At 61.0% G+C, this 21,535-nt stretch carries 17 protein-coding genes, 1 pseudogene and 1 riboswitch; of the genes and pseudogenes, 9 read left to right on the top strand and 9 right to left on the bottom strand.

Annotation, left to right across the window (positions count from 1 at the left end; genetic code table 11):
* Positions 1-873 precede the first annotated feature (873 nt).
* The 6 genes from DK366_RS16690 (at position 874) to DK366_RS16660 (ending at position 8,435) form a co-directional block, all read left to right on the top strand.
* On the top strand, positions 874-1,251 hold the full coding sequence (locus tag DK366_RS16690; protein WP_109126689.1) for a DUF2946 family protein: 378 nt from the start codon (positions 874-876) through the stop codon (positions 1,249-1,251).
* 166 nt (positions 1,252-1,417) lie between these two features.
* Entirely contained in the window at positions 1,418-2,812 is a 1,395-nt protein-coding gene (locus tag DK366_RS16685) for a PepSY domain-containing protein (protein ID WP_109126704.1), read from the top strand.
* Positions 2,813-3,005: 193 nt separating this feature from the next.
* Positions 3,006-3,968 carry a transporter gene (locus tag DK366_RS16680; protein ID WP_198651610.1) on the top strand — a complete coding sequence of 321 codons (963 nt, stop codon included), beginning with the start codon at positions 3,006-3,008 and terminating at the stop codon, positions 3,966-3,968.
* A 98-nt stretch (positions 3,969-4,066) separates the two neighbouring features.
* Complete coding sequence (locus DK366_RS16675) at positions 4,067-4,564, top strand: peroxiredoxin family protein (protein ID WP_232821088.1); 498 nt, start codon at positions 4,067-4,069, stop codon at positions 4,562-4,564.
* Positions 4,565-5,175: 611 nt separating this feature from the next.
* The gene (locus tag DK366_RS16665; RefSeq protein WP_109126702.1) at positions 5,176-7,491 is read left to right on the top strand and encodes a TonB-dependent siderophore receptor; all 2,316 of its coding nucleotides are present in this window, start codon (positions 5,176-5,178) and stop codon (positions 7,489-7,491) included.
* Between the two features lie 14 nt (positions 7,492-7,505).
* A complete protein-coding gene (locus DK366_RS16660; protein ID WP_232821087.1) occupies positions 7,506-8,435 on the top strand; it encodes an alpha/beta hydrolase in 930 nt (309 codons plus the stop codon).
* A 156-nt stretch (positions 8,436-8,591) separates the two neighbouring features.
* On the opposite strand, the gene DK366_RS16655 is transcribed toward DK366_RS16660, so the two are convergent.
* From DK366_RS16655 to msuE, 3 genes and pseudogenes are all read right to left on the bottom strand, one after another.
* Positions 8,592-9,620: a methionine synthase gene (locus DK366_RS16655; RefSeq protein ID WP_109126685.1), complete on the bottom strand. Its 1,029-nt coding sequence runs from the start codon at positions 9,618-9,620 to the stop codon at positions 8,592-8,594.
* Between the two features lie 28 nt (positions 9,621-9,648).
* Positions 9,649-10,632, bottom strand: a pseudogene (locus DK366_RS16650) (DUF1852 domain-containing protein).
* Between the two features lie 267 nt (positions 10,633-10,899).
* Entirely contained in the window at positions 10,900-11,481 is a 582-nt protein-coding gene (gene msuE, locus DK366_RS16645; protein ID WP_109126701.1) for an FMN reductase, read from the bottom strand.
* A gap of 232 nt (positions 11,482-11,713) precedes the next feature.
* Here msuE and DK366_RS16640 point away from each other — a divergent pair, with 232 nt between their 5' ends.
* The 3 genes from DK366_RS16640 to metE all read left to right on the top strand — a co-directional run bounded on the left by DK366_RS16640 (position 11,714) and on the right by metE (position 16,548).
* A complete protein-coding gene (locus DK366_RS16640; RefSeq protein WP_109126684.1) occupies positions 11,714-12,616 on the top strand; it encodes a LysR family transcriptional regulator in 903 nt (300 codons plus the stop codon).
* Positions 12,617-12,655: 39 nt separating this feature from the next.
* The gene (locus DK366_RS16635; protein WP_109126700.1) at positions 12,656-13,573 is read left to right on the top strand and encodes a methylenetetrahydrofolate reductase; all 918 of its coding nucleotides are present in this window, start codon (positions 12,656-12,658) and stop codon (positions 13,571-13,573) included.
* Between the two features lie 247 nt (positions 13,574-13,820).
* Positions 13,821-14,054: riboswitch (cobalamin riboswitch) on the top strand.
* A 202-nt stretch (positions 14,055-14,256) separates the two neighbouring features.
* Positions 14,257-16,548, top strand: coding sequence for a 5-methyltetrahydropteroyltriglutamate--homocysteine S-methyltransferase (gene metE, locus DK366_RS16630; protein ID WP_109126683.1), 2,292 nt, complete (start codon positions 14,257-14,259; stop codon positions 16,546-16,548).
* Between the two features lie 41 nt (positions 16,549-16,589).
* Here metE and DK366_RS16625 read toward each other — a convergent pair whose 3' ends face one another.
* Genes DK366_RS16625 through DK366_RS16600 form a run of 6 tightly spaced genes read right to left on the bottom strand, consistent with a single transcriptional unit; the run spans position 16,590 to position 21,532 of the window.
* Positions 16,590-16,808, bottom strand: coding sequence for a hypothetical protein (locus tag DK366_RS16625; protein WP_109126682.1), 219 nt, complete (start codon positions 16,806-16,808; stop codon positions 16,590-16,592).
* Positions 16,809-16,838: 30 nt separating this feature from the next.
* Positions 16,839-17,501 (bottom strand): epoxyqueuosine reductase QueH, encoded by a 663-nt coding sequence (locus DK366_RS16620; RefSeq protein ID WP_109126681.1) that lies wholly within the window; start codon positions 17,499-17,501, stop codon positions 16,839-16,841.
* Positions 17,498-18,388 (bottom strand): 3-hydroxyisobutyrate dehydrogenase, encoded by an 891-nt coding sequence (mmsB, locus tag DK366_RS16615; RefSeq protein ID WP_109126680.1) that lies wholly within the window; start codon positions 18,386-18,388, stop codon positions 17,498-17,500. Before mmsB ends, DK366_RS16620 begins: the two co-directional genes overlap by 4 nt.
* The gene (locus DK366_RS16610) at positions 18,385-19,566 is read right to left on the bottom strand and encodes an enoyl-CoA hydratase/isomerase family protein (RefSeq protein WP_109126679.1); all 1,182 of its coding nucleotides are present in this window, start codon (positions 19,564-19,566) and stop codon (positions 18,385-18,387) included. Before DK366_RS16610 ends, mmsB begins: the two co-directional genes overlap by 4 nt.
* The gene (locus DK366_RS16605; RefSeq protein WP_109126678.1) at positions 19,563-20,357 is read right to left on the bottom strand and encodes an enoyl-CoA hydratase; all 795 of its coding nucleotides are present in this window, start codon (positions 20,355-20,357) and stop codon (positions 19,563-19,565) included. The genes DK366_RS16610 and DK366_RS16605 overlap by 4 nt, the downstream gene beginning before the upstream one ends.
* Positions 20,354-21,532, bottom strand: coding sequence for an acyl-CoA dehydrogenase family protein (locus DK366_RS16600; RefSeq protein ID WP_109126677.1), 1,179 nt, complete (start codon positions 21,530-21,532; stop codon positions 20,354-20,356). Before DK366_RS16600 ends, DK366_RS16605 begins: the two co-directional genes overlap by 4 nt.
* Positions 21,533-21,535 lie beyond the last annotated feature (3 nt).

Here is a 21,535-nt window from a genome sequence, read left to right as displayed (position 1 = left end):
TTACGGCGCATGGCCATGGGCAACACTCCTCACGCTTGCGCGTCTATAGTGTGTTGCGTTGACCGGCTGAAGTCGCAGTCGAAAGCGGACATGCTGACTGGTGACTTCATCCCGACTATATGTAAGGGGATTTGGCACGTAAGCGACCGGCCACGCCGCTTGCATCCCATCATCCGGACCGTCGATAAAGTTCAGCCCAAATTAGTCATCCTAAGTCACGCGCATCTATGCATTTGCGGTCTTCTGTTGCTCCGCAGTGGCATTTGACAAATTTGTCATATCAGGGCGCGATAAGGTCTTAATCAATGCGGGTGTCGCGGTTCAAGGGGGCAGATCATGATTTCCTGTCCCATGGAGCCCTTGCGTCTCGTCGCACGCATACTGCAGGAAGGGAGTACAGATGGCCTATCGCGGGCGCAAGCCTTGCTCGCTGGGCATATCCTCCGGGATGTAGCTCGGGCAGTGGAGGACGATAGCCATGGAGATCTGTCAGCCATACTTAATTCCATGGCTTGTGTTATGGGCGATGGAGCCATCTCACCCTCCCTGGCCTTCCTGCTAGAACGTGCTGCTCTGGATGCGCTTGTTCAAATGGATTCGCTGTCTGCGGAGGTGAGCCCGATTTCTGCTGGCTAAGAAATTCGGTGCCGTAAATGACACGGGTCCCAATCCATGACGTCGCTTGTGGCTAGCCTAGAAGAGCAACAGCAGCGAAAGTGACTCTGTTCTACTCCACCGGGGACTAAGCCCGTTTGGCTGGGGCTTCGACGCGTGAGCTAGTGACAGATTGTCTCCTGCGCGTTTTCCGTGGCCTCAGATATGGCATGATCCCTGGACCCTGGTCCAATGTTTGCCAGGTAACGGAATTCCGCTTTGCACCTCAGACGCTTCCAGCATCGGTTGATCACCTGGCTGGCCCTGGTTGCCCTGGGGTTGCTGCTGGTTGCGCCCGCGATTTCGCAGGTGCGGATGTCGATGGAGCCCATGCTGGATATGGGCGCGTCGTGTGCCGGACACGGCATGGACCACGCGCACGGCATGCCTTCCATGCCCAAGCATCCTGGCAACGGGGAGGCGTGCGGTTACTGCGTGCTGCTGGGCCAGAGCCCGGCGTTGACGGCGACGTTTGTCGCGATGGTTCATCGCGTTGGGGCAATGCTTCCCGAGCCTGCCGCCTCGTTGGCGGCTTCCCCCCTGCTCAGATCGCTGCCGCTGCATGTGCGCGGCCCTCCTGCCTTGATCCCGCTGTGACCTAAACACCGCTACGGCGGAACACAGTGCATTGAGACGGCACTCCGGTGTCGTCTGAGCGTGCGCGCTATGGGCGCGGCGTTCTTCATGGGATTGCCAACATGTATCGCCTTCCACGCCGCCTTGCGCCACGCGCGCAGAGGCGCCCTGCGTCATGGGTATGTCCATGACGCGGACCCATCGCGCTGACTCACACCGCCGCAACGCTTACCGATTGCTGTGGCGCTGGCACTTCTACGCGGGCGTATTCTGCCTGCCTTTCGTGTTGTGGCTTGCCTGCACGGGCCTGATCTATCTGTTCAAGCCGCAGGTTGAGCCCTGGCTGGATCGCGCGTATGCCCACGTCACCGATGCTCCGGCCAAACCCGCGTCGGCGCAGGTTGAAGCCGCGCTCGCAGCTGTCCCAGGCACGGTACTCAACGCGTACGAAGCTCCCGCTTCACCTCATGCGGCGGCCCGCATCCTGCTGGGTAAAGGCAGCGAGTTGACGCGCGTCTACGTGGACCCTTCCAGCCTTCGCGTGCTTCATGTCGTGCGTGAAAGCGATCGCTTCATGCGGATCATTTTCTACCTGCACGGCGAGATGATGCTCGGCACTACGGGCTCCATGGTGGTTGAGCTGGCCGCCTCGTGGACCATCCTTCTGCTGCTCACTGGTTTGTATCTGTGGTGGCCACGGGGGCGTCGTCTGGCCGGCGTGTTCTATCCGCGGCTGGGACAGAGCGGGCGCGTGTTCTGGCGCGACCTGCATGCCGTCACGGGTGTATGGGTTTCCTTCTTCGCGTTGTTCCTGCTTGTCTCGGGACTGCCGTGGGCCAAATCCTGGGGCGGGCTGTTGCGCGACGCACGCCAATACATGGCTCACGCCGCCGTGGTGCAGGACTGGACCATCGGCAGCGCGGATGAACGCAAGCGCATTGCCGCGTCGAACGCACCGCCCGACGAGCACGCGATGCACATGGGCATGGGTGCCATGCACGTTGGCGTGAGGCCGATGATCGACTACACGGCGCTGGATCGCGTGTTGCCAGCGGTGATCGCAGAGCGGCTCGCACCGCCGGTGCTTATCGCGCCGCCTTCGGCCAAGAAGCCGGTGTGGTCTGCGCGGTCGGATGCCGACAATCGCTCGTTGCGATCGGACCTGACGCTGGACCCGGTGCAAGGCCGCGTCATCCAGCGCGTCGATTTCGCGCAACGTCCGCTGTTGGATCGCCTGATCGGTTACGGCGTCGCCGTGCATGAAGGCGTGCTGTTCCCGCCACTCAATCAAATACTCAGTGCATTCACGGCATTGGGGCTGATCACCATGACCGTGAGCGCCACCGTGCTCTGGTGGCGGCGACGCCCCGTCGGGACCCTTGGCGCACCAGCCACGCAACATCCGCCGCGCTACGCAGGCGGTTTCGTCTTGCTGCTTTGTCTGCTGGGCGTCGTGCTGCCACTGCTCGGCGCCTCGATGCTGTTGGTCCTTTTACTGGAACGCGCTCTCTTGCGACGCCTGCCGGGGCCACGCCATTTCCTCGGACTCACACCCGTTGCCGAACTCAAGGCGACGCCATAGCGCGCCAGTCGCCATGAAACCATTCCCTATTGCCATACCGCCTTTGGATCACGCAACCATGATCACCCACGCTGCTTTCAACGCCAGGTCCAATCGCACGCGGATGCAACGTGCCGCGATAACCCTACCGCTTCTGCTCACCGCTGCCTTCGTGCCGCAGCTGGCCCTTGCTTGCGCAACATGCGGATGCACGTTGAGCACCGATGCTGCCACGGGCTATTCGACGGCCAGCGGATGGCGCGTCAATGTTGACTACACCTTCATCGACCAGGATCAACTGCGCCACGGCAACAGCAAGGCGACGCCTTCGCAGGTGGTCAACCAGCCGTCCGATCCGTCGCTAGGCGGCGGCGAAATCGAGAAGCAGACCATCAACCGCTACATCAACGTGGGCGCCACTTATCGATTCAACGCCGATTGGGGCGTGAGTTTCGTGGTGCCTTATGTGATGCGCGATCACGATACCTACGGCACGCAGCTGGCGCCTTACACGCCCGATGAGACGGCCCCCGATCAGGTCAGCAATGCGCACGTCGCTGGCCTTGGCGACATCAAGGTCATCGGCAGCTACCAGGGGTTTCTACCGACGCATAACCTGGGTGTGCAGTTCGGCATCAAGCTGCCGACCGGCCACTACGGCGGCGAAACTGACGATGGCGATTTCGTGGGACATCCCACGACATTCCACTCGGGTCCTGGTCTTGGTCAGTCACTGGATAGCAGCCTGCAAGCCGGCACGGGAAGCACCGATCTCATCGTCGGGGCCTACTACTACCAGCCCGTCAGCCAGAACTTCGACATGTTCGTGAATGGACAGTTCCAGGCAGCCGTGAGCGAGCGCATGGATCAGCCCGGCGCGAACTTCCGGCCCGGCAATCTCGCTTCTGCAAGCTTGGGTTTGCGCTATGAGGCGCACGCTAACTGGGTTCCGCAGGTGCAGATCAATGTCTTTCATCGGAGCGCTGACGATGGCGCCTTTGCCGATACGCCGGACACGGCCGGCACCGTGGCCTATGTGAGCCCCGGCATCAGTGCGAGCCTGACCAAGACGCTGCAGTTCTATGCATTCGTGCAGGTGCCGGTTTACAGCCATCTGCAGGGATACCAACTGTTCCCGCACTGGACGGGTACGGTCGGACTCAGCATGAAGCTTTGAAGGCGTAACGCCGTGCCAAGCCTCTCTACCTCCGTGCCACGCTGATCGATCTGACGGGTTCAATGCCGATGCGTTCCATGTACTTCTTGCGTCACGCCGTGCTTGCCTGCCTGGTGCTTCTGGCAGCGATGCCAGCTGCACGCGCCACTGATCTTCGCGTCGGTCAGCCAGCGCCCGCCATCACGCTCGACACGCTGGACGGCCAACACATTTCACTGGATGAACTACGTGGCAAGACGGTGATCCTCACCTTTTGGGCGACATGGTGCGAGCCATGTCGCGAGGAGCTGCCGCTGCTGTCCCGCTACGCGCAGGAGCACGAAAAGGACGGCCTGGTGGTGCTTGGCTTCAGCCTCGATACGCCCGATACGCTCCCTGAGGTCAAGCGCATCGCGGCGACGCTGAACTTTCCCGTGGGTTTGCTCGGCGATGCCCACGTGCCCGGATACGGCCGTATCTGGCGCTTGCCGGTGAGCTTTGTCATCGACAGCCGCGGCTTTCTCGTGCACGACGGCTGGAAGGAAAAAACACCTGAGATGACCCGGGCGCGACTGGAGAGCGTGGTCACCCCGCTCCTGGAGCGGAATTCCCCGTGAGACACCCTGGTTTATCTGCGTGCTGGCAACGATGTATGTGCGAGACCGCCTCCGCGCACGCATCTGACATGGCGCTATGCATGTTCCGCACATCCGGGCGGGTGAGTGTCCATGCGCCAGGAACGTTGCACCGGGAAGGTGCGGTTTGAACCGATCAAGCCGCGCCGGCCGGTATGTCGCATGGATGGCCTGGTGTGCGCTGGGCCTGATCGTGTTGGCGTCACCGCTCAGTCGCTTCCTCGAAGCCCATGCTGGACCGGCGATGTCGGCCGATTGCCCCATGGAGGGCATGGGCGACATGCCCAGGCCCCAGCATCCGCACACACCCGATTCGCTGGATCCCTGCGGCTATTGCGCCTTCTTTATTCATAGCCCGGCCCTCACCGGGTTCGCGGTCATCCATGTTTTGCCTGTAGATGCGCCTCACTTGGCGATGGTGTTCACGCCCTCCTCGACGCGGGCTGTGCACACGTTGCCTTGGCGCTCGCGCGGACCACCCCTGATCGGTTGACGACGGAAACAACGCAGCTTTCTTGATCGGGCTTGGCGTGCGCGTGGCGCGCACCGGCTTGGTTGGGGCACGCCTTCTCTTTCAAGTATCAGGGTTCAACATGTCTCAACCTTATTTTCCCTTGCGCACGGCATCGGCCGCGCAGCAGCTTTCTCTGGCTGATCGTTCATCGCCTTCCCATGGCACCCACCCGCCTATCTTCCGAAAGCCTGCGGCAAAAACGCTGCTGGGCCTGAGCGTCGCCGCCGCTTTGACGGCAGGCTACGGTTCCATCGTCCACGCCGCCGATGGCGTGCCTTCCGCGGACCAGACGCAACATTGCGCCTCGGCGAAAACGGACGACACCACTTGCCGGGGCAACGCGTCCACCGCCGCCAATGCACCCAGCGATAAACGGGTGAGCTGGACGAGTGAACCTGTCGTCGTCACGGCGACGGTCGGCAGCTACGCCGCGCCGGATTCCACGGCAGCGACACGCACGAACACGCCGCTTATCCAAGTACCGCAATCGGTGCAGGTCATCACGCAGTCGCTGATCGAAGACCAGGATCGCCACACACTGAGCGATGCCCTCGTCAACATCTCAGGCGTGACACCCACGCGCTCGGACGAGGTGCTGTTCATCCCGCCGATCGTGCGTGGATTTCCCGCCGAGGTTTATGTGGACGGCCTGCCGATCTTCGCCGGCAACCAGCAGGCGTTTGATCCCAATAGCCTGGTCGGCATCGAGCGGATCGAGGTGCTCAAGGGGCCCAGCGCCACGCTCTACGGCGGCGGCCTGGGTACGCCGCTCGGCGGCGTTATCAATCTGGAAACCCAACGCCCAAACGACACGCTGGGCGGATACGTGGCGATGCGCGCAGGCAGCTTCTCCACCTGGAATCCCTATGGCGACATCAACGTGCCGCTGGCGCAGAGTGTCGACGCCAGGTTGGCGGCCGACTATCAAAGCAACGACAGCTGGATCGACAAGGTCCATGGCAAGCGCTGGTCGTTGCAGCCCAGCATCTTGTTCAAGATTGACGACGCGACCGATCTGCTTCTGCAGGGACAGTTCAACCATCGCAGCGGCCTTGAATATTCCGGCCTTCCCGCCGATGAGGCGCTTCCGGGAAAGCTTGATCGCGATGCTTTTCCCGGCTCGCCGATCAACCAGCCCCTGACGAAAAACGATAGCCAGATGGGCACCGCTACGCTGCACCACGCCTTTTCCGATCGCGTGAAGCTGACCGTCACCGGGCGCTATTACACAAGCAAGGTCGATGAGAGCGGCAGCTTCGTCTACCCCGGCCTGGTGCCATCGGACGCCGTTCCGCCGATCTACGATGTCTTTCCCATATCAATGACTACCCGTACCGACGAGGCCACCCTCGACGCCAATCTCGCGGCCGAGGTCGACATGCTCGGCGGCACGCATGAACTGCTTGGCGGCGTGAACTACGACCGGACAACCTTCTACAGCGGCATGGGTCTGTTCGTCAGCGACAGCCCGTCGGGCACGATCAACCTGGCCGATCCGCAATACGATCTGAGCTATACGGCCCAGCTTCCGGTCAATTCCTTCGAGGATGATCGCTACGAAACCACTGCTGCTTATTTTCAGGATCAGGCGACGTACGGGCGTCTGCACCTGACCGGCGCCTTGCGTGTGACGTCGTTGAAATTCCTTGAAAACAGCAATATTGGCGTCGCCAACGATTCCACCTATACCCATGTCTCGCCGCGCATCGGCGCAACGTTCGACCTCGCGCGTGGCGTGGCGTTGTTCGCTGATTACGCCACTGCATTCCGCGCGCCCTTCGGGTTTATCGGCTTGCAGGTGCCCAAGCCGGAAACCTCCAGCAATGTCGAGGGTGGCATCAAACTGGCTCTCCCAGAAAGCCATCTGTCCGGCACGGTTGCGCTGTTTCGCCAGACGCACGATAACGTCGTGACGTCCGATCCCAATAACCCAGGCTTCTATCTGCAGAGCGGACGTCAAACGGCGCGCGGTGTGGAGGCGGATCTGGTGTGGGAGCCGACGCCGGCCTTCTCGCTGCTCACCAACTATGCGTATACCGACACGCGCGACGATGGGGTGGCCCCTGGTGATCAGCTCGCACGCGTGCCAAGGAACAGCGGACGCATCGCTGCGCGCTATCGGTTGCTCAACGGTCCAGCGAAGGGGCTTTCTTTCGGCATGGGCATCACTGCGTTCAGTTCGCGCGAACTGACGCTGCCCAACACCATCGCAGTGCCCGGCTATGCCGCGGTCGACGCACAAGCGGCATATGACATCGGCCGGTTCACTTGGGGTCTTTCCGTGGTCAATCTCACCGGGCGACGGGCCTGGGACCCTTATTCCTATATGGGTTACCCCGTGATCGCGCCCAATCAGCCGCGATCGGCTTATGTCACGCTCAAGGTGGGGTTCTGACGATGAAGACAATCATGAAGCAGTGGGCCGCGATGGCGAACCTCGGCGTCATCGCAGCGGTGTTGTCGACGGGAGCGATCGCGCAGACGACAAGCGATCAAGGAACGATCATTCCGCTCTACGCAAAGGGGCAAGTCACGCCGCTCGGCGTTCCGGAGACGCGGGACACGTTGGCTGAAACAGGCGAAACCATGATCTTCAACGTCAGCGACCCCACGCTGGAATTGTTCCGCCCTTCGCCGGGGCGCGCCAATGGTACGGCCATCATCATCGCTCCCGGGGGCGGCTTCGTCGGGCTGGGTTACGTGGGCGGCGGCACGGACATCGCGCGTCAGCTTGCACAGCGCGGCATCACTGCGCTGGTGCTCAAGTACCGCACGATCCGCAGTCCCAACACTGCGATGCACATGCCCGACGTCCACATGAAGGAGATGGAGACGATCATGGCCCGCGCAAAAAGCGGCCTGCCTGTGGAAGTGCCCACCTTCGCAGGCGAAAAGCATGCGGTGGAGGATGGCGAGCGTGCCATGACCATCGTGCGCAGCCACGCAGCCCAATGGGGTATCGATCCCAAGCGAGTGGGGTTTATCGGCTTTTCCGCCGGAGCGTTTCTCGCCGCCGATCTTGCCATCGGCGACAAGGCGACCCGGCCCGACGTCGTCGGTCTGTTCTATGGCGGACTACGCACGCCCGTGCCTGCCGACGCATCGCCTGCATTCATCGCAGCCGCCGCCGATGACGAATACATGCCCCACGACAGCGTGCAGATCTACACCGCGTGGCGCAAGGCAGGCGCACCTGCCGAACTTCACGTGTACGAGCACGGCGGTCATGGGTTCGAGCTTGCGTCCAAGGGAACCACGAGTGACCACTGGTTCGATGAGTTCATCTGGTGGATGCAGGCGCGCGAACTCATGGGGTTACCAGCGAATCAACCGAGGTAACGCGAAAACTATAGCGAAAGTACATCCTGGTCGGCGTTATGTCCCGGGTTGCTCCGCAAGGGTTTTCTAGCCAGTGCAATGCATCACAAATCATGGAAGCGGCATGTGATCTGCCGCTTCCATCGATTTGCGCTACTTGAAACACCGGTGGCGGCCTTAGGCCGAGAGTTCACGCCGAACAATTTCCGCACCGGCACTGAGAGCATTCAGCTTACCCCTTGCCACGCGCCGAGATAAGGGCGCCATGCCACAGTTCGTGGAGGGATAGAGCTTGTCGGCATCCACAAACCGAAGCGCCTTCCGCAAGGTATTGGCGACGTCATCCGGCGTTTCAATGCTATCGGTTGCCACGTCAATGGCACCCACCATCACCTTCTTGCCTCGAATGAGTTCGATCAGGTCGATGGGAACGTGCGAGTTGTGACATTCCAGCGAGATGATGTCGATGTTGGATTTCTGAAGCTTGGGAAATGATTCCTCATACTGGCGCCATTCGGACCCAAGCGTCTCTTTCCAATCCGTATTGGCCTTGATGCCGTAACCGTAGCAAATATGCACGGCTGTTTCGCATTTGAGGCCTTCGATAGCCCGCTCCAGCGCAGCAACACCCCAGTCATTCACTTCATCGAAGAACACATTGAAGGCGGGCTCATCGAACTGGATGATGTCGACGCCGGCAGCTTCCAGCTCCCTGGCTTCCTGGTTGAGAATTTTTGCGAACTCCCAGGCTAGCTTTTCGCGACTCTTGTAGTGGCGATCAAACAGTGTATCGATCATCGTCATCGGGCCCGGCAGAGCCCATTTGATGGGCTTTTTGGTTTGCTGCCGCAGAAACTTCGCATCTTCAACAAACACTGGCTTCTGGCGACTCACCGCACTTACGACGGTCGGCACGCTCGCATCATAGCGGTCACGAATCCGGACGGTCTCGCGCTTTTCGAAATCAACGCCTTCGAGATGCTCGATAAACGTGGTGACAAAGTGTTGGCGTGTCTGTTCGCCATCACTGACAATGTCGATGCCGGCCTGCTCTTGTTCGTGCAAGGAGAGGCGCAAGGCGTCCTGCTTGCCGTCAATCAATTCTTCGCCCTGCAATTTCCAGGGCGACCAAAGTTTTTCAGGTTGTGCGAGCCAGGATGGCTTGGGCAAGCTACCGGCCGTTGACGTGGGCAGTGTCTTCTTCACAGTGGATAATTCTTCGCAATTGGGTTGATCAGAGAGCGTAGTTCGCCGCCCATTGTTCGAGAACGCTTTTGTATGGCTTGATAAAGTGTTCCTCGGTAAACCGCCCTTGCTTGACGGCCAATTGGCTGCGCTCTTCCCGGTCGTAGACGATCTTCGTCAAGGAATAGTCCTGGTTGGTCAAGCTTGGCTGATAAACCGCGCCCGCCGCGGCGTTGGCGTTGTAGATTTCAGGGCGGTATATTTTTTGAAACGTCTCCATCGTGCTGATGATGCTGATCAGCTCGAGATTGGTGTAGTCGAAAAGCAGATCGCCAAGAAAGTAAAAGGCCAGCGGCGCGACACTGTTTCGCGGCATGAAGTAGCGAACCTGCAGGCCCATCTTTTTGAAATACTGATCCGTCGAAGAAAGCGCGTCCTGCTGATACTCAACGCCAAGGTTGGGGTGACGGTTCTCGGTGCGGCTGTAGGTTTTGCTGCTCGATGCGCTTATGCAGATAACGGGCGGCTTGTTGAAATTCTCCCTGTAGGCACTGGAATTTACGAAGTGCCTGAACAGCTTCCCATGCAGATCGCCAAAATTGCCTGGGGTGCTGAAAGTGGGCTTGCCGTTGTTGTGCTCTGGCAAAAGCACACTGAAGTCATAGTCGCGCACGTACGATGAAAAATTATTGCCGACGATGCCATCGATCCGCCCGCCGTTCTATCTATCAACGATGCTTGTCTTCAGTATCTCAATCAACGGAAACACATCATCGCCGCCGTTGGCACCGATGTTCATCTCAACGGAAATGATGTCGAGCTCGACGGCGTAGCGGTTACCTTTGGGGTTGTCCCAGTTCGCCAAGTCATTAAAGCGGTTGTCAATCATCCTGAGAGTGTTGCGCAAGTTCTCCTGGCGACTTTCGCCCCTGGCCAGGTTGGCAAAGTTGGTCGTCAGGCGTGTGCTGTCGGCCGGGCGATAGTTTTCGTCGAAACGAAGACTCTTGATGTGGAAGGCGAACTCGTTATTCATCGTGATCTGGCACCGTAAATTTCGCGAAAAAATCTGTATCCGATACCTCGTCGGATCCAGTGGCTTCAAATTTCTCCCTTGCCCTCCCGTTGGTAGTTCCAGCGGGTTCTCAAGGATCTTGCTCAGTGCTGCGCCCATTGCTCACGCGGGATGGGAGTCAGCCTTGAGCATGTCCCGAGCGCTTTGCCACCTCGACGATGGTCCGAATGCAGCGGTCTCTTATCGGCGCAGGCTGTTTGCTCGCGTCACGTTTGCCGAAACCATTTTTCAGGCCGAGACCGCGTTTTTGGCGGCTGTCGATCTTGGGTGGGGCGCCATTGGCAACATCGGCAAGGCGCGTTGAACCGCCAATTCGGCTCTCTGGATGAGCGCCTCGTTCTGCAACCGGTGTTCGACGTAATCCCTATCGGTCGCATAGACACCTAACGGCAAAGTACGAGCCTGGAAAAAACTGAAAAGCGGTCTCAACTGGTGGTCGATCATCAGGGCATGGCGCTCACTGCCACCCGTCGCCGCCAACAAAACCGGCTTGTCGATCAAGGCGTCCTGATCGATGAAGTCAAAGAAGTGCTTGAACAGCCCCGTGTAGGAGCCGCGGTAGACCGGGGTTGCCACCACCAGAACGTCGGCTTGCTCAACGGCCTTCAGCTCCTGCTCCAGTGATTCGGGCAGCTGGGAGCGCCAAACCGCCCCGGCCAGTCGTGGTGCAAGCTGTCCCAGTTCGATCAGGTGCTGTTCGCACGGGATTTCGTCGGCGATCAAGCTCAGCAGGTATTCGGCCAGGACGGCAGCCTTCGACGGCTGCTGCAGCCCGCCAGAAACAGCGACGACACGGAGGGGACGGGTCATTTTTGCTTTCTTATAGATGGATGTGCGTGGTGCCAAAACCCCAGAGGGCACCAAAGAGGCGCGGATAGAAGCGCGGTCTGTACCGACCAGGCTGATCCGCTGCGATTGCCCGAGTGGCCGAAGCTGGGTCGCTTTGGCCACTGCAACCGAGCAATCCGAATCGATCGTAGGGAGGAGCATCGATGAAGTACAATGGTTTTATTTCACCGATCCATGAATGTGAGTCATCTGAATGCTTGAGCGAATTCACCTCAGCATCGTCCAACAAGTCGAAAAGCAAGGGTCGTTGACGGCCGCGGCGGGCGTGCTCAACCTGACCCAGTCGGCCCTGAGTCACAGCATGAAGAAGCTGGAACAGCAGCTGGGTACGGACATATGGCTGCGTGAAGGCAGGAGTCTGCGTCTGACGCAGGCCGGCCAGTATCTACTGGCGGTGGCCAACCGCGTGCTGCCACAACTTGACCTGGCCGAAGAGCGCCTTGGCCAGTTTGCGCAGGGCGAGCGCGGCGCGCTGCGCATCGGCATGGAATGCCACCCCTGCTACCAGTGGCTGCTCAAGGTGGTGTCGCCCTATCTCGCGGCATGGCCCGACGTGGACGTGGACGTCAGGCAAAAATTCCAGTTCGGCGGCATCGGGGCACTCTTCGGCTACGAGATCGACCTTCTGGTTACGCCCGACCCGCTGTTCAAGCCGGGCCTGCGATTCGAGCCCGTGTTCGACTACGAGCAGGTGCTGGTCGTAGCCAAAGGCCATGCCTTGGCTTCGGAGGCATACGTAAAACCCCAGCAGCTGACCCGAGAGGTACTCATCAGCTATCCCGTGGACATCGAACGCCTGGATATCTACAGCCAGTTTCTTCTGCCAGCCGGTGTCACGCCCAGGCGCCATAAGGCCATCGAGACCACCGACATCATGCTGCAGATGGTGGCAAGTGGTCGCGGCGTGGCCGCCCTGCCGCGCTGGCTGGTCCAGGAATACGCCGTGAAGATGGACGTGGTGCCCGTGCGTCTTGGCTTGAACGGGATTGCCAAGCAGATCTTTTTAGGGGCGCGTGAGGCGGACATCGCCATCGACTACGTGCGCGCCTTCGTGGAAATGGCCCGCGAGCCTGCCGCCGCCATCGGCATCGCTTGAGGAATCGGCCTGATGAACACCCGCTTGGAACGCAAGCCCATGCCATCGCTTGGTGATGCTGATGTGGATTCTGCGGCTGCATCGACTCGCTTTGCGCGCAACATCATCGACGCGTATTCGTTAGAAGTGAGTGCGAAAAGCATCCCTGCGTTGACCGCAGTGGCTTCCCGCATCTTGCCCGCGACAGCGATTTCCATTCCCTATCTGCCGGGCGAGAGCGATGAAGCACGACTTGCCGCGGCGCGTGCCGTGCGCGAACTCGGCTTTGAGCCCATGCCCCATCTTTCCGCACGCCGTATTGCCTCTCGTGCCGAGTTCGAGCTGTTTATCGAGCGAGCGGTCGCCGAAGCCGGCGTTGAGCGTTGTCTCGTGATTGCTGGGGATTCGCCCCACCCCAAGGGGCCGTTTTCCGACAGTTCGTCGTTGATAGAAACGGGCGTGTTCGAACGCGCAGGCATGAAAGTCATCGGGATTGGCGGCCACCCGGAAGACCATGCCGTCATGAGCGCACCCGATCGCTGGAATGTACTCGAGCGCAAGTGTCACACCATCGAGAAGCGTGGCATGACGCCCCTGATCGTTACCCAATTTGCATTTGATGCTGACCCCTTGTTGGCCTGGGTGAAGACGTTGCGCGAGCGCGGCATGGAGCATCCCGTGCGGATAGGCGTACCGGGCCCCGCGGGCGTCGCAGTGCTTGCGCGCTATGCCGCGTTGTGCGGCGTGAGTGCGTGCGCTTCGATGTGGTCCAAGTACGGCATATCCATGGGCAAGCTGCTGGGAACGGCCGGGCCGGATCTGCTTGTCGATCGCCTGGCTGCCGGCCTGACAGAAGCGCATGGAGAAGTGAGCCTGCATTTTTTTCCATTCGGAGGCATCTCGCCATTCGTGAAATGGATTGAGCAATATCGCGCGCACGCCGCGCGCGCCATCGTCATGCCTACTTCCGCATCGTGACATCCTGCCAGCTGTAATCCGATAAAAGCGGCAGGCTCGGAACCGCCACGGCTTGTTGCCAGCATGATGGGCCACTTGGTTACGACCAAGCTGATGACCAAAGCTGCCTTCGCCCGCCATGCTGGCAGCTCTCTCTCGACGCCTCCAACAGGTCGGCCAGTTCCGCTCGCCATCTTTCGATTGCCTGATTGAGCGGCTTTTCAGAGGCCAATCGGGCCCCATGCTTGACGCCTCCACGCCATAGGACTATTTTCAGTTCGCTGGTGGTTAATATCTCTATATCTCGATATAGCGATATTATTAAAAGGGAAGCCGGTGCGGCCTGTATGGCCAATTCCGGCGCTGCCCCGCAGCGGTGTGTGGAAACGACCTTCGTGATGAGCACTGGCCCCTCAGGGTTGGGAAGCGACGAACAGTAGGCGAGCGGCGCGAGCCCTCATGTCCACGAGCCCGAAGACCTGCCCCAGCCAGGAAGCGAGTGCTTCCTGCTTGACTTGGAGCCTCCGCGGGGAGGCGGCCGGGGCTGAGTGCCACGCCTTCCCCGTGGTGCGATGTTCTGTGCGTCTGCCCGCCTGGCTTCGGTTCGCCCGCGGGGGCGAAGGTCGCTCGTGCGCCACGGCCCCTCCAGGCCGACGCACGATTCCTTCGTTCCTCATTCATCACGAATCGAGGAAACGCAGCAGATGACTATCGTTACCAATCTCGGCTTCCCACGCATGGGTGCCAAGCGTGAGCTGAAGCAAGCCTTGGAGGCGTTTTGGCAGGGTGACGTCCCGGCCTCGGCGCTGGAAGAAACGGCACGCGAACTACGCCATCGGCACTGGGAACTTCAGCGCAAGGCCGGCGCACACGTCGTCCCCTGCAATGACTTTTCCTTCTACGACCATGTGCTGGACACGGCCTATCTGGTTGACGCCATTCCCGACCGCTATCGCCATCTGGCCGATGCCGAACCCATCGCTGGTTACTTCGCGCTCGCACGCGGAACCCAGGGTGCGGGCATTGATCTGCACGCACTGGAGATGACCAAGTGGTTCGATACGAACTACCACTACATCGTGCCGGAGCTGCATGCGGATCAGACCTTCCGGCTGCGCACCAACAAGCCGGTGGACGAATTCCTGGAAGCGAAGTCACTAGGTTTCGACGCGCGCCCCGTACTGCTTGGACCGGTCAGTTTCCTGCTGCTCTCCAAGACCGTGGACGGCAGCGATCGGCTCCTGCTGCTGGATCGCCTGTTGCCGGTGTACGTCGAGATCCTCGCGCGTCTGAAGGAGGCCGGTGCCGAGTGGGTGCAGATCGACGAACCGTGCCTGGTGCTTGATCAGGATGGCGACGATTACGCGGCCTACCGCAAGGCCTACGCGGCCTTTGCATCGGCGGATCGCCCCCGCATTCTGCTGGCGACGTACTTCGGCGGCCTGGATGACAACCTGGCGCTGGTCAACGAACTTCCGGTCGATGGCCTGCATGTAGACCTTGTGCGCGCACCGTCGCAGATCGATGCCGTGCTGGACGCGCTGCCTGCTGACCGTGTCATTTCCATTGGCGTCGTGGACGGTCGCAACATCTGGCGTACGGATCTGGACCAAGCCTTGGCCGTGACTCGCAAGGTGCTGGAACGTGTGGGCAAGGATCGACTCTGGGTCGCTCCTTCGTGTTCGCTGCTTCATGTGCCTGTGGATGCTTCCCTCGAAAAGACGCTTTCGAGCGACATCCACTCGTGGCTGTCGTTCGCACGGCAGAAGATTGAAGAGCTGCGTACCGTCGTTGACGTCAGCAAGGGCCTGGTGACCGCCTGTGCCGCGCTCGATGTCGCCCGTGCTGCCGTGAGCGCCCGCCGCGCTTCGGCCAAGGTGCATCGTCCGGAAGTCAGTGCGCGTCTTGCCGCGCTGGCGCAGAAGGACACGCATCGCCAGTCCGCATACAAGGTTCGCCGCGATGGCCAGCAGACGCGTTTTGCCCTGCCGTTCTATCCCACCACGACCATTGGCTCGTTTCCGCAGACCAAGGAAGTACGTGAAGCGCGTTCCAGGCTGAAGTCCGGATCATGGTCGGTCACCGAATACGACGACTTCATCGCGCGCGAGACCGAGCAGTGCGTGCGTTTCCAGGAAGAGATCGGTCTGGATGTGCTGGTGCATGGCGAGTTCGAACGCAACGACATGGTCGAATATTTCGGAGAACAGCTCGATGGCTTTGTCTTCACCAAACATGGCTGGGTGCAGAGTTACGGTTCGCGCTGCGTCAAGCCGCCCATCATCTACGGTGACGTGCAGCGTCCGGCACCGATGACGGTGCGCTGGTCGGCCTATGCGCAGTCGCTGACCGAGCGTCCGATGAAGGGCATGCTCACCGGCCCGGTGACGGTGCTGCAGTGGTCTTTCGTTCGTGACGACCAGCCTCGCTCGACGACGTGCCGGCAGCTCGCCCTTGCACTGCGCGATGAAGTGCTGGATCTGGAGGCCGCGGGCATCGGCATCATCCAGATCGACGAACCAGCGCTACGCGAAGGCCTGCCGCTGCGCCGCAAGGACTGGGCGAACTACCTTGCCTGGGCAGTGGAGAGCTTCCGCATTACCGCAGCTGGCGTGGCGGATGACACGCAGATCCACACGCACATGTGCTACTCGGAGTTCAACGACATCATCGAGGCGGTTGCCGCCATGGATGCCGACGTCATCTCCATCGAGACTTCGCGTTCGCGCATGGAACTGCTGGATGCATTCGTGCGGTTCCAGTACCCCAACGAGATCGGCCCGGGTGTGTATGACATCCATTCGCCACGCGTGCCGGACATCGCGGAAATGGTGACGCTATTGGAGAAGGCCAGCGAGGTGCTCCGGCCCGAGCAGCTCTGGGTCAACCCCGATTGCGGCCTGAAGACGCGTGGATGGGACGAAACCCGCCAGGCGTTGAAGGCGCTGGTGGAATCAGCCCGGATTCTTCGAGAGCGGGTTGCGGTCGCTGCGTAACCCAAGACGAAACCGCCCTCGCCAGAGGGCGGTTTTCCTGCCTACGACGAGGCCTTGATGGCGTCGTCGAGCACCAGATGGTCTGGATACTTGCGCCTGACCAGGATGAAAGCTTCCCTTCGATTGCTGGCCCGGATGGGCTCCACGAAACCGATCTCGTTGGGATAGCCACCAGGCAATGCGCCTCGCTTGCTCAGTGCCTGATAGTCACTCTCACGTCCCTTGTGGACGACACTGACGAAATAAACGGCCTTGCTCATGTGCTCACTTCTGCTTTCGTGTCCCCTGGACTACGGCGTGCCCGGGTCATCATCGCCGTAGAACTTCACCCCGAGATGGATGCGCTCGCGCCCCTGGTCACGGCGATGGCGATTGGTGTCCCTGAGGGAATAGACGCAGCCGCAGTATTCCTGCTGATAGAAGCGCTCACGCTTGCTGATCTCGATCATGCGCTGGCTGCCGCCACCCTTGCGCCAATTGAAATCCCAGTAGACCAATCCCTCGTAAGGCTTTGCGGCGCGGTGGCCGCTGTCATTGATCTGCGCCATGTTCTTCCAGCGCGAGATGCCCAGCGAACTGGTGATCACGGGAAAGCCATGCTCATGGGCGTAGAGCGCCGTCCGCTCGAAGCGCATGTCGAAGCACATCGTGCATCGAATGCCACGCTCGGGTTCGTTCTCCATGCCCTTGGCGCGCGCGAACCAGTTGTCGGTGTCGTAGTCGGCGTCTATGAAGGGCACGCCATGCTTTTCGGCAAAGCGGATGTTCTCGTCCTTGCGCAGCAGGTATTCCTTCAAGGGATGGATGTTGGGGTTGTAGAAGAAGACCGTGTAGTCGATGCCAGACTCGACGAACGCCTCCATCAATTCGCCCGAGCACGGCGCACAGCACGAGTGCATCAACAATTTCTGGCCCGCGTTGGGCAGGACCAGTTTTTCGCGTGTCGTGCTCATTGATCCGGCGCCACCAGCTTCACCACGCTCGAAAAATCCAGGCCGCCACGCCCTGCCTTGCTGTTGAGGGCATACAGGTTGCGAGCCAGTTCGCCCAAGGGAATCGACGCGCCTACGCCCATGGCCGCTTCCGCGGCGAGACCGAGATCCTTCAGCATGAGGTCGTTGCCGAAACCGCCTGAGTAGCCGCGCGTCGCTGGCGCGTTTTCCAGCACGCCCGGCCAGGGGTTGCAAACCTCGGTGGCCCAGCTTCGACCGGTGCTGACCGCCATCATCTGCGAGAGCACGGCAGGGTCCAGGCCGTGAGCGGCGCCAAGTGCCAGGGCCTCGCCGGTGACCGCCATGATCACGCCGAGCGCCATGTTGTTGCAGAGCTTGGCGACCTGGCCGGCGCCGCTTCCACCCACATGAAACACGTTCTTGCCCATGGCCGAGAGAATCGGACGCGCCTTTTCCAGCGTTTGGGTATCACCGCCCACGATGAACGTCAGCGTGCCTGCTGCTGCGCCTGCCGTGCCGCCCGATACCGGCGCATCGAGCATCGCCAAACCACGGTCTGCTGCAGCCTTCGCAACCTTTTGGGCTGACGCAGGTGCGATGGTGCTGCAGTCAATGACAAGCGCACCGGCCGGGATGTGGGCCAGCAATGCGCCGTCGCCCAAGTAGAGGCCCTCCACATGCCGGCTGGCCGGAAGCATGGAAATGACGACTTCGGCGTTCGCTGCGGCGGCATTCGCGCTATCAGCGGCGGTCGCGCCGAGACCCACGGCCTGTTCGACGGCCGATGCCACCAGATCGAAAACGCGTACGTCGTGACCCGCCTTGATCAGGTTGGCCGCCATGGGGCCGCCCATGTGACCCAGGCCAATGAATGCAATTCGGCTCATTGTTTTTGTGCTCCATGATGTTCATTGCCGAGATTGACGAGCGGATGCTCGCCTTCCGGCCAAGGGGCTTCGAAAAAAGTGCTGGCCCATGTCGTCGTTGCCTCGGACAGTCCAACCGGGCGCCAATGAGGGTGGCGATCCTTGTCGATCAGCAGCGCCCGAATGCCTTCCGCGAAGTCGCCATGTGCTGCGCAATGAAGCGAGGCGATGTACTCCATGCGGAACACGTCCGCCAATGTCAGCGAAGCGGCACGGCGTTGCAGTTCAAAAGCCAACCGTGCCGATCCCGGAGAACCGGCAGCCAGCGTGTCGCGGGCAGAGACCAGCCAGGGATCATTGGTCGCCATGACTCGAATCGCGCCAACAACCTCGTCCAGGTCGTGCCAGGCGCACATGGCCTGGACCTGTTCCCTGTGTTGCTGCAGAGGGCCCGCGTCGAGCGATGTCGTCCGTGCTTCAAGCAACTGCGTCAGGGTCTGGGCATTGGCGGTGCTGTCGTTCGACCAGTCCGTGCTCAACAACGATGCGAACACTTCGTCACGCTTGCCGCTTTCGACATATACGTCTGCGAGGCCGGCATGGATGGCATCGCTGGCGTTGAGCGGCGCACCCGTCAGGGCAAGGAACAGACCGACGCGGCCGGGAATGCGCTGCAGCAGCCAGCTGCCGCCGACGTCCGGGTAAAGGCCAATGGTGATTTCCGGAAACGCCAGCTTGGAGCGTTCTGTCACCACGCGATGGCTGGCGCCCGCCATCAGCCCGATACCGCCGCCCATCACGATGCCGTGCCCCCAGCACAAGATGGGCTTGGGGTAGGTGTGGATACGGTAGTCGAGTCGATACTCGACGGCGAAGAAATTGGAGGCGTAGGCATTCTCACGAATGTCGCGGCAACCCGCTTCCCGATAATCGACCATGGAACGGTAGAGGCTGTGCAGGTCGCCACCCGCGCAGAACGCCTTCTCGCCCGCGCCTTGAAGGACAACCAAGGCGATGTTTTTGTCGTCTGCCCACGCGTGAAGCTTGTTGTCGAGCAGACGGGCCATGTCGAGCGACAGGCCATTGAGCGTCTTGGGCGAGTTCAGCGTGGCGATGCCAATACGCTTGCCGTTGGCGGTCTCCCGTTCCTCGAAAAGCACGGGAGCTTCGTCTTGAACGATCGGGTCGGCGGCGTTCATGCGTTTTTCCATGCCGGCGCGCGCTTTTCGAGAAACGCGTTCACGCCTTCGCGTTGGTCCGCACTGTCGAAGAGATCGACGAATGCTTCGCGCTCCTGCACCAGCGCAGTGGCATGTGTCTGGTGGCGCGTGGCCTGAACCAGCTTTTTGCAGGCCGCCAGGCTCATGGGGCTTTGCTTCTCGGCCTGGTGTGCCCAAGCGATGGCTTTCGCCTTGCCTTCGCCCTTGGGAACCACTTCCTCGACCAGCCCGATGCGCTGGGCAGTCGTGGCGTCGATGCGCTCGCCGAGCAGCATCATGCGCTTGGCCCAACCCTCGCCAACCAGCCGGGCCAGGTTCTGGGTGCCACCGGCACACGGCAGGAGACCCACTGTCGCTTCCGGCAATGCCATCTGCGCGTGTTCCTCTGCGATGCGCAGATCGCATGCCAGGGCGCACTCAAGGCCACCGCCCATGGCATAGCCGTTGATCGCGGCAATGCTGACGCCACGAAAAGCGGATAGCGTTTCAAATGCCTCGCCGAAACGGCGCGCGGCCTCGCGTGCCACCGCCTTGTCGCCATCGGCAAACTGCTTGAGATCCGCACCTGCCGAGAAGAACTTCTCGCCGTCGCCCGTGATCACCATGGCGTAGATGTTCCGGTCGGCATCCAGGTCACGCACCAGATCCCGCAATGCGGAAAGGCTTTCGCGTGTCCACGTATGGGCCGGAGGGTTGGTCAGCGTGACGACGGCGACGTGGCCGTCAATGGCCAAATGCAGTCCGGTGTAGTGCTTGCCCGCGTGACTCATCGCAGTTCCTCTTCGGTATTGAGCAGGTGGCGCGCCACGATGACGCGCATGATTTCGTTGGTGCCTTCCAGGATCTGGTGCACGCGGCAGTCGCGCAGAAGACGTTCCACGGGGTATTCGCGGATGTAGCCGTAGCCGCCGTGGATTTGCAGCGCGTCGTTGCAGATCGCGAAGCCTGCATCGGTGGCAAAGCGCTTGGCCATGGCGCACCAGATGGTGGCGTCGTGGCTGCCGGCATCGAGCTTGCGTGCGGCGGTATGCACCATCTGCCGTGCGGCGACGAGATCGGTTGCCATGTCCGCCAGCTTGAATTGCAGTGCCTGGAATTCGGCCAGCTTCTTGCCGAACTGACGACGCTCGCCCATGTAGCGGCGGGCGGCGTCCAATGCGCCTTGCGCTGCGCCCAGCGAACACGCAGCGATGTTGAGCCTTCCGCCATCCAGACCCTTCATGGCGATCTTGAAGCCATCGCCTTCTCGGCCAAGCAGATGATCTGCAGACACGCGTACACCATCGAACGAGACGCTGCGCGTCGGCTGGCTATGCCACCCCAGCTTTTCCTCGTTGCGCCCATAGCCGATGCCTTGCGCATCCGCCGGCACCGCGAACGCTGAAATGCCGCGTGGCCCGTCTTCGCCCGTCCGGGCCATCACCACCAGCATGTCCGTGGCACCCGCGCCCGATATGAACGCCTTGCTGCCCGACAGCACGTAGTGATCGCCATCCTTCATGGCGCGTGTCTTGAGCGATCCTGCATCGGACCCTGCGCCGGGCTCGGTGAGGCAATAAGAAGCAAGTGACTGACCACTGGCGAGCTTCGGCCCCCAGTGATCTCGCACAGCGCTCGTCGCATGACTGGTCAGCATCCACGTCGCCATGTTGTGGATGCTGATGAAGGCAGCGGTCGATGGATCGACGGCTGCCAATTCTTCAAACACGATGGCCGCATCGAGCCGTGTCAGGCCCGTGCCACCCGCGCGCTCGTCGGTGTAGAGGCCGCAAAAGCCCAGTTCGCCCGCCTTACGAATCGCTTCGCGGGGAAACTCGCTCTCGGCATCCCAATGCGCCGCAAACGGCGCGATTTCAGACTGGGCAAAATCCCGCGCGGCCTCGCGGAACGCCTGCTGCTCGTGCGTCAAGTCCGGAGAGGCCACCGGCATGGCTTTGATGTCCATGGC

It is taken from the genome of Dyella sp. C11 (assembly GCF_003121485.1).
Classification (GTDB): Bacteria; Pseudomonadota; Gammaproteobacteria; order Xanthomonadales; family Rhodanobacteraceae; genus Dyella.
Note: the sequence above shows the minus strand (reverse complement) of the source record. Positions and strands in the feature narration are given on the sequence as shown.

Bases quoted from the DNA above. Each gene is read 5' to 3' on its own strand.
- DK366_RS16685 (WP_109126704.1), top strand. From the start codon at position 1,418: ATGACGCGGACCCATCGCGCTGACTCACACCGCCGCAACGCTTACCGA.
- DK366_RS16665 (WP_109126702.1), top strand. From the start codon at position 5,176: ATGTCTCAACCTTATTTTCCCTTGCGCACGGCATCGGCCGCGCAGCAG.
- DK366_RS16660 (WP_232821087.1), top strand. From the start codon at position 7,506: ATGAAGCAGTGGGCCGCGATGGCGAACCTCGGCGTCATCGCAGCGGTG.
- msuE (WP_109126701.1), bottom strand. From the start codon at position 11,481: ATGACCCGTCCCCTCCGTGTCGTCGCTGTTTCTGGCGGGCTGCAGCAG.
- DK366_RS16640 (WP_109126684.1), top strand. From the start codon at position 11,714: ATGCTTGAGCGAATTCACCTCAGCATCGTCCAACAAGTCGAAAAGCAA.
- DK366_RS16635 (WP_109126700.1), top strand. From the start codon at position 12,656: ATGCCATCGCTTGGTGATGCTGATGTGGATTCTGCGGCTGCATCGACT.
- metE (WP_109126683.1), top strand. From the start codon at position 14,257: ATGACTATCGTTACCAATCTCGGCTTCCCACGCATGGGTGCCAAGCGT.
- DK366_RS16625 (WP_109126682.1), bottom strand. From the start codon at position 16,808: ATGAGCAAGGCCGTTTATTTCGTCAGTGTCGTCCACAAGGGACGTGAG.
- DK366_RS16620 (WP_109126681.1), bottom strand. From the start codon at position 17,501: ATGAGCACGACACGCGAAAAACTGGTCCTGCCCAACGCGGGCCAGAAA.
- mmsB (WP_109126680.1), bottom strand. From the start codon at position 18,388: ATGAGCCGAATTGCATTCATTGGCCTGGGTCACATGGGCGGCCCCATG.
- DK366_RS16610 (WP_109126679.1), bottom strand. From the start codon at position 19,566: ATGAACGCCGCCGACCCGATCGTTCAAGACGAAGCTCCCGTGCTTTTC.
- DK366_RS16605 (WP_109126678.1), bottom strand. From the start codon at position 20,357: ATGAGTCACGCGGGCAAGCACTACACCGGACTGCATTTGGCCATTGAC.
- DK366_RS16600 (WP_109126677.1), bottom strand. From the start codon at position 21,532: ATGGACATCAAAGCCATGCCGGTGGCCTCTCCGGACTTGACGCACGAG.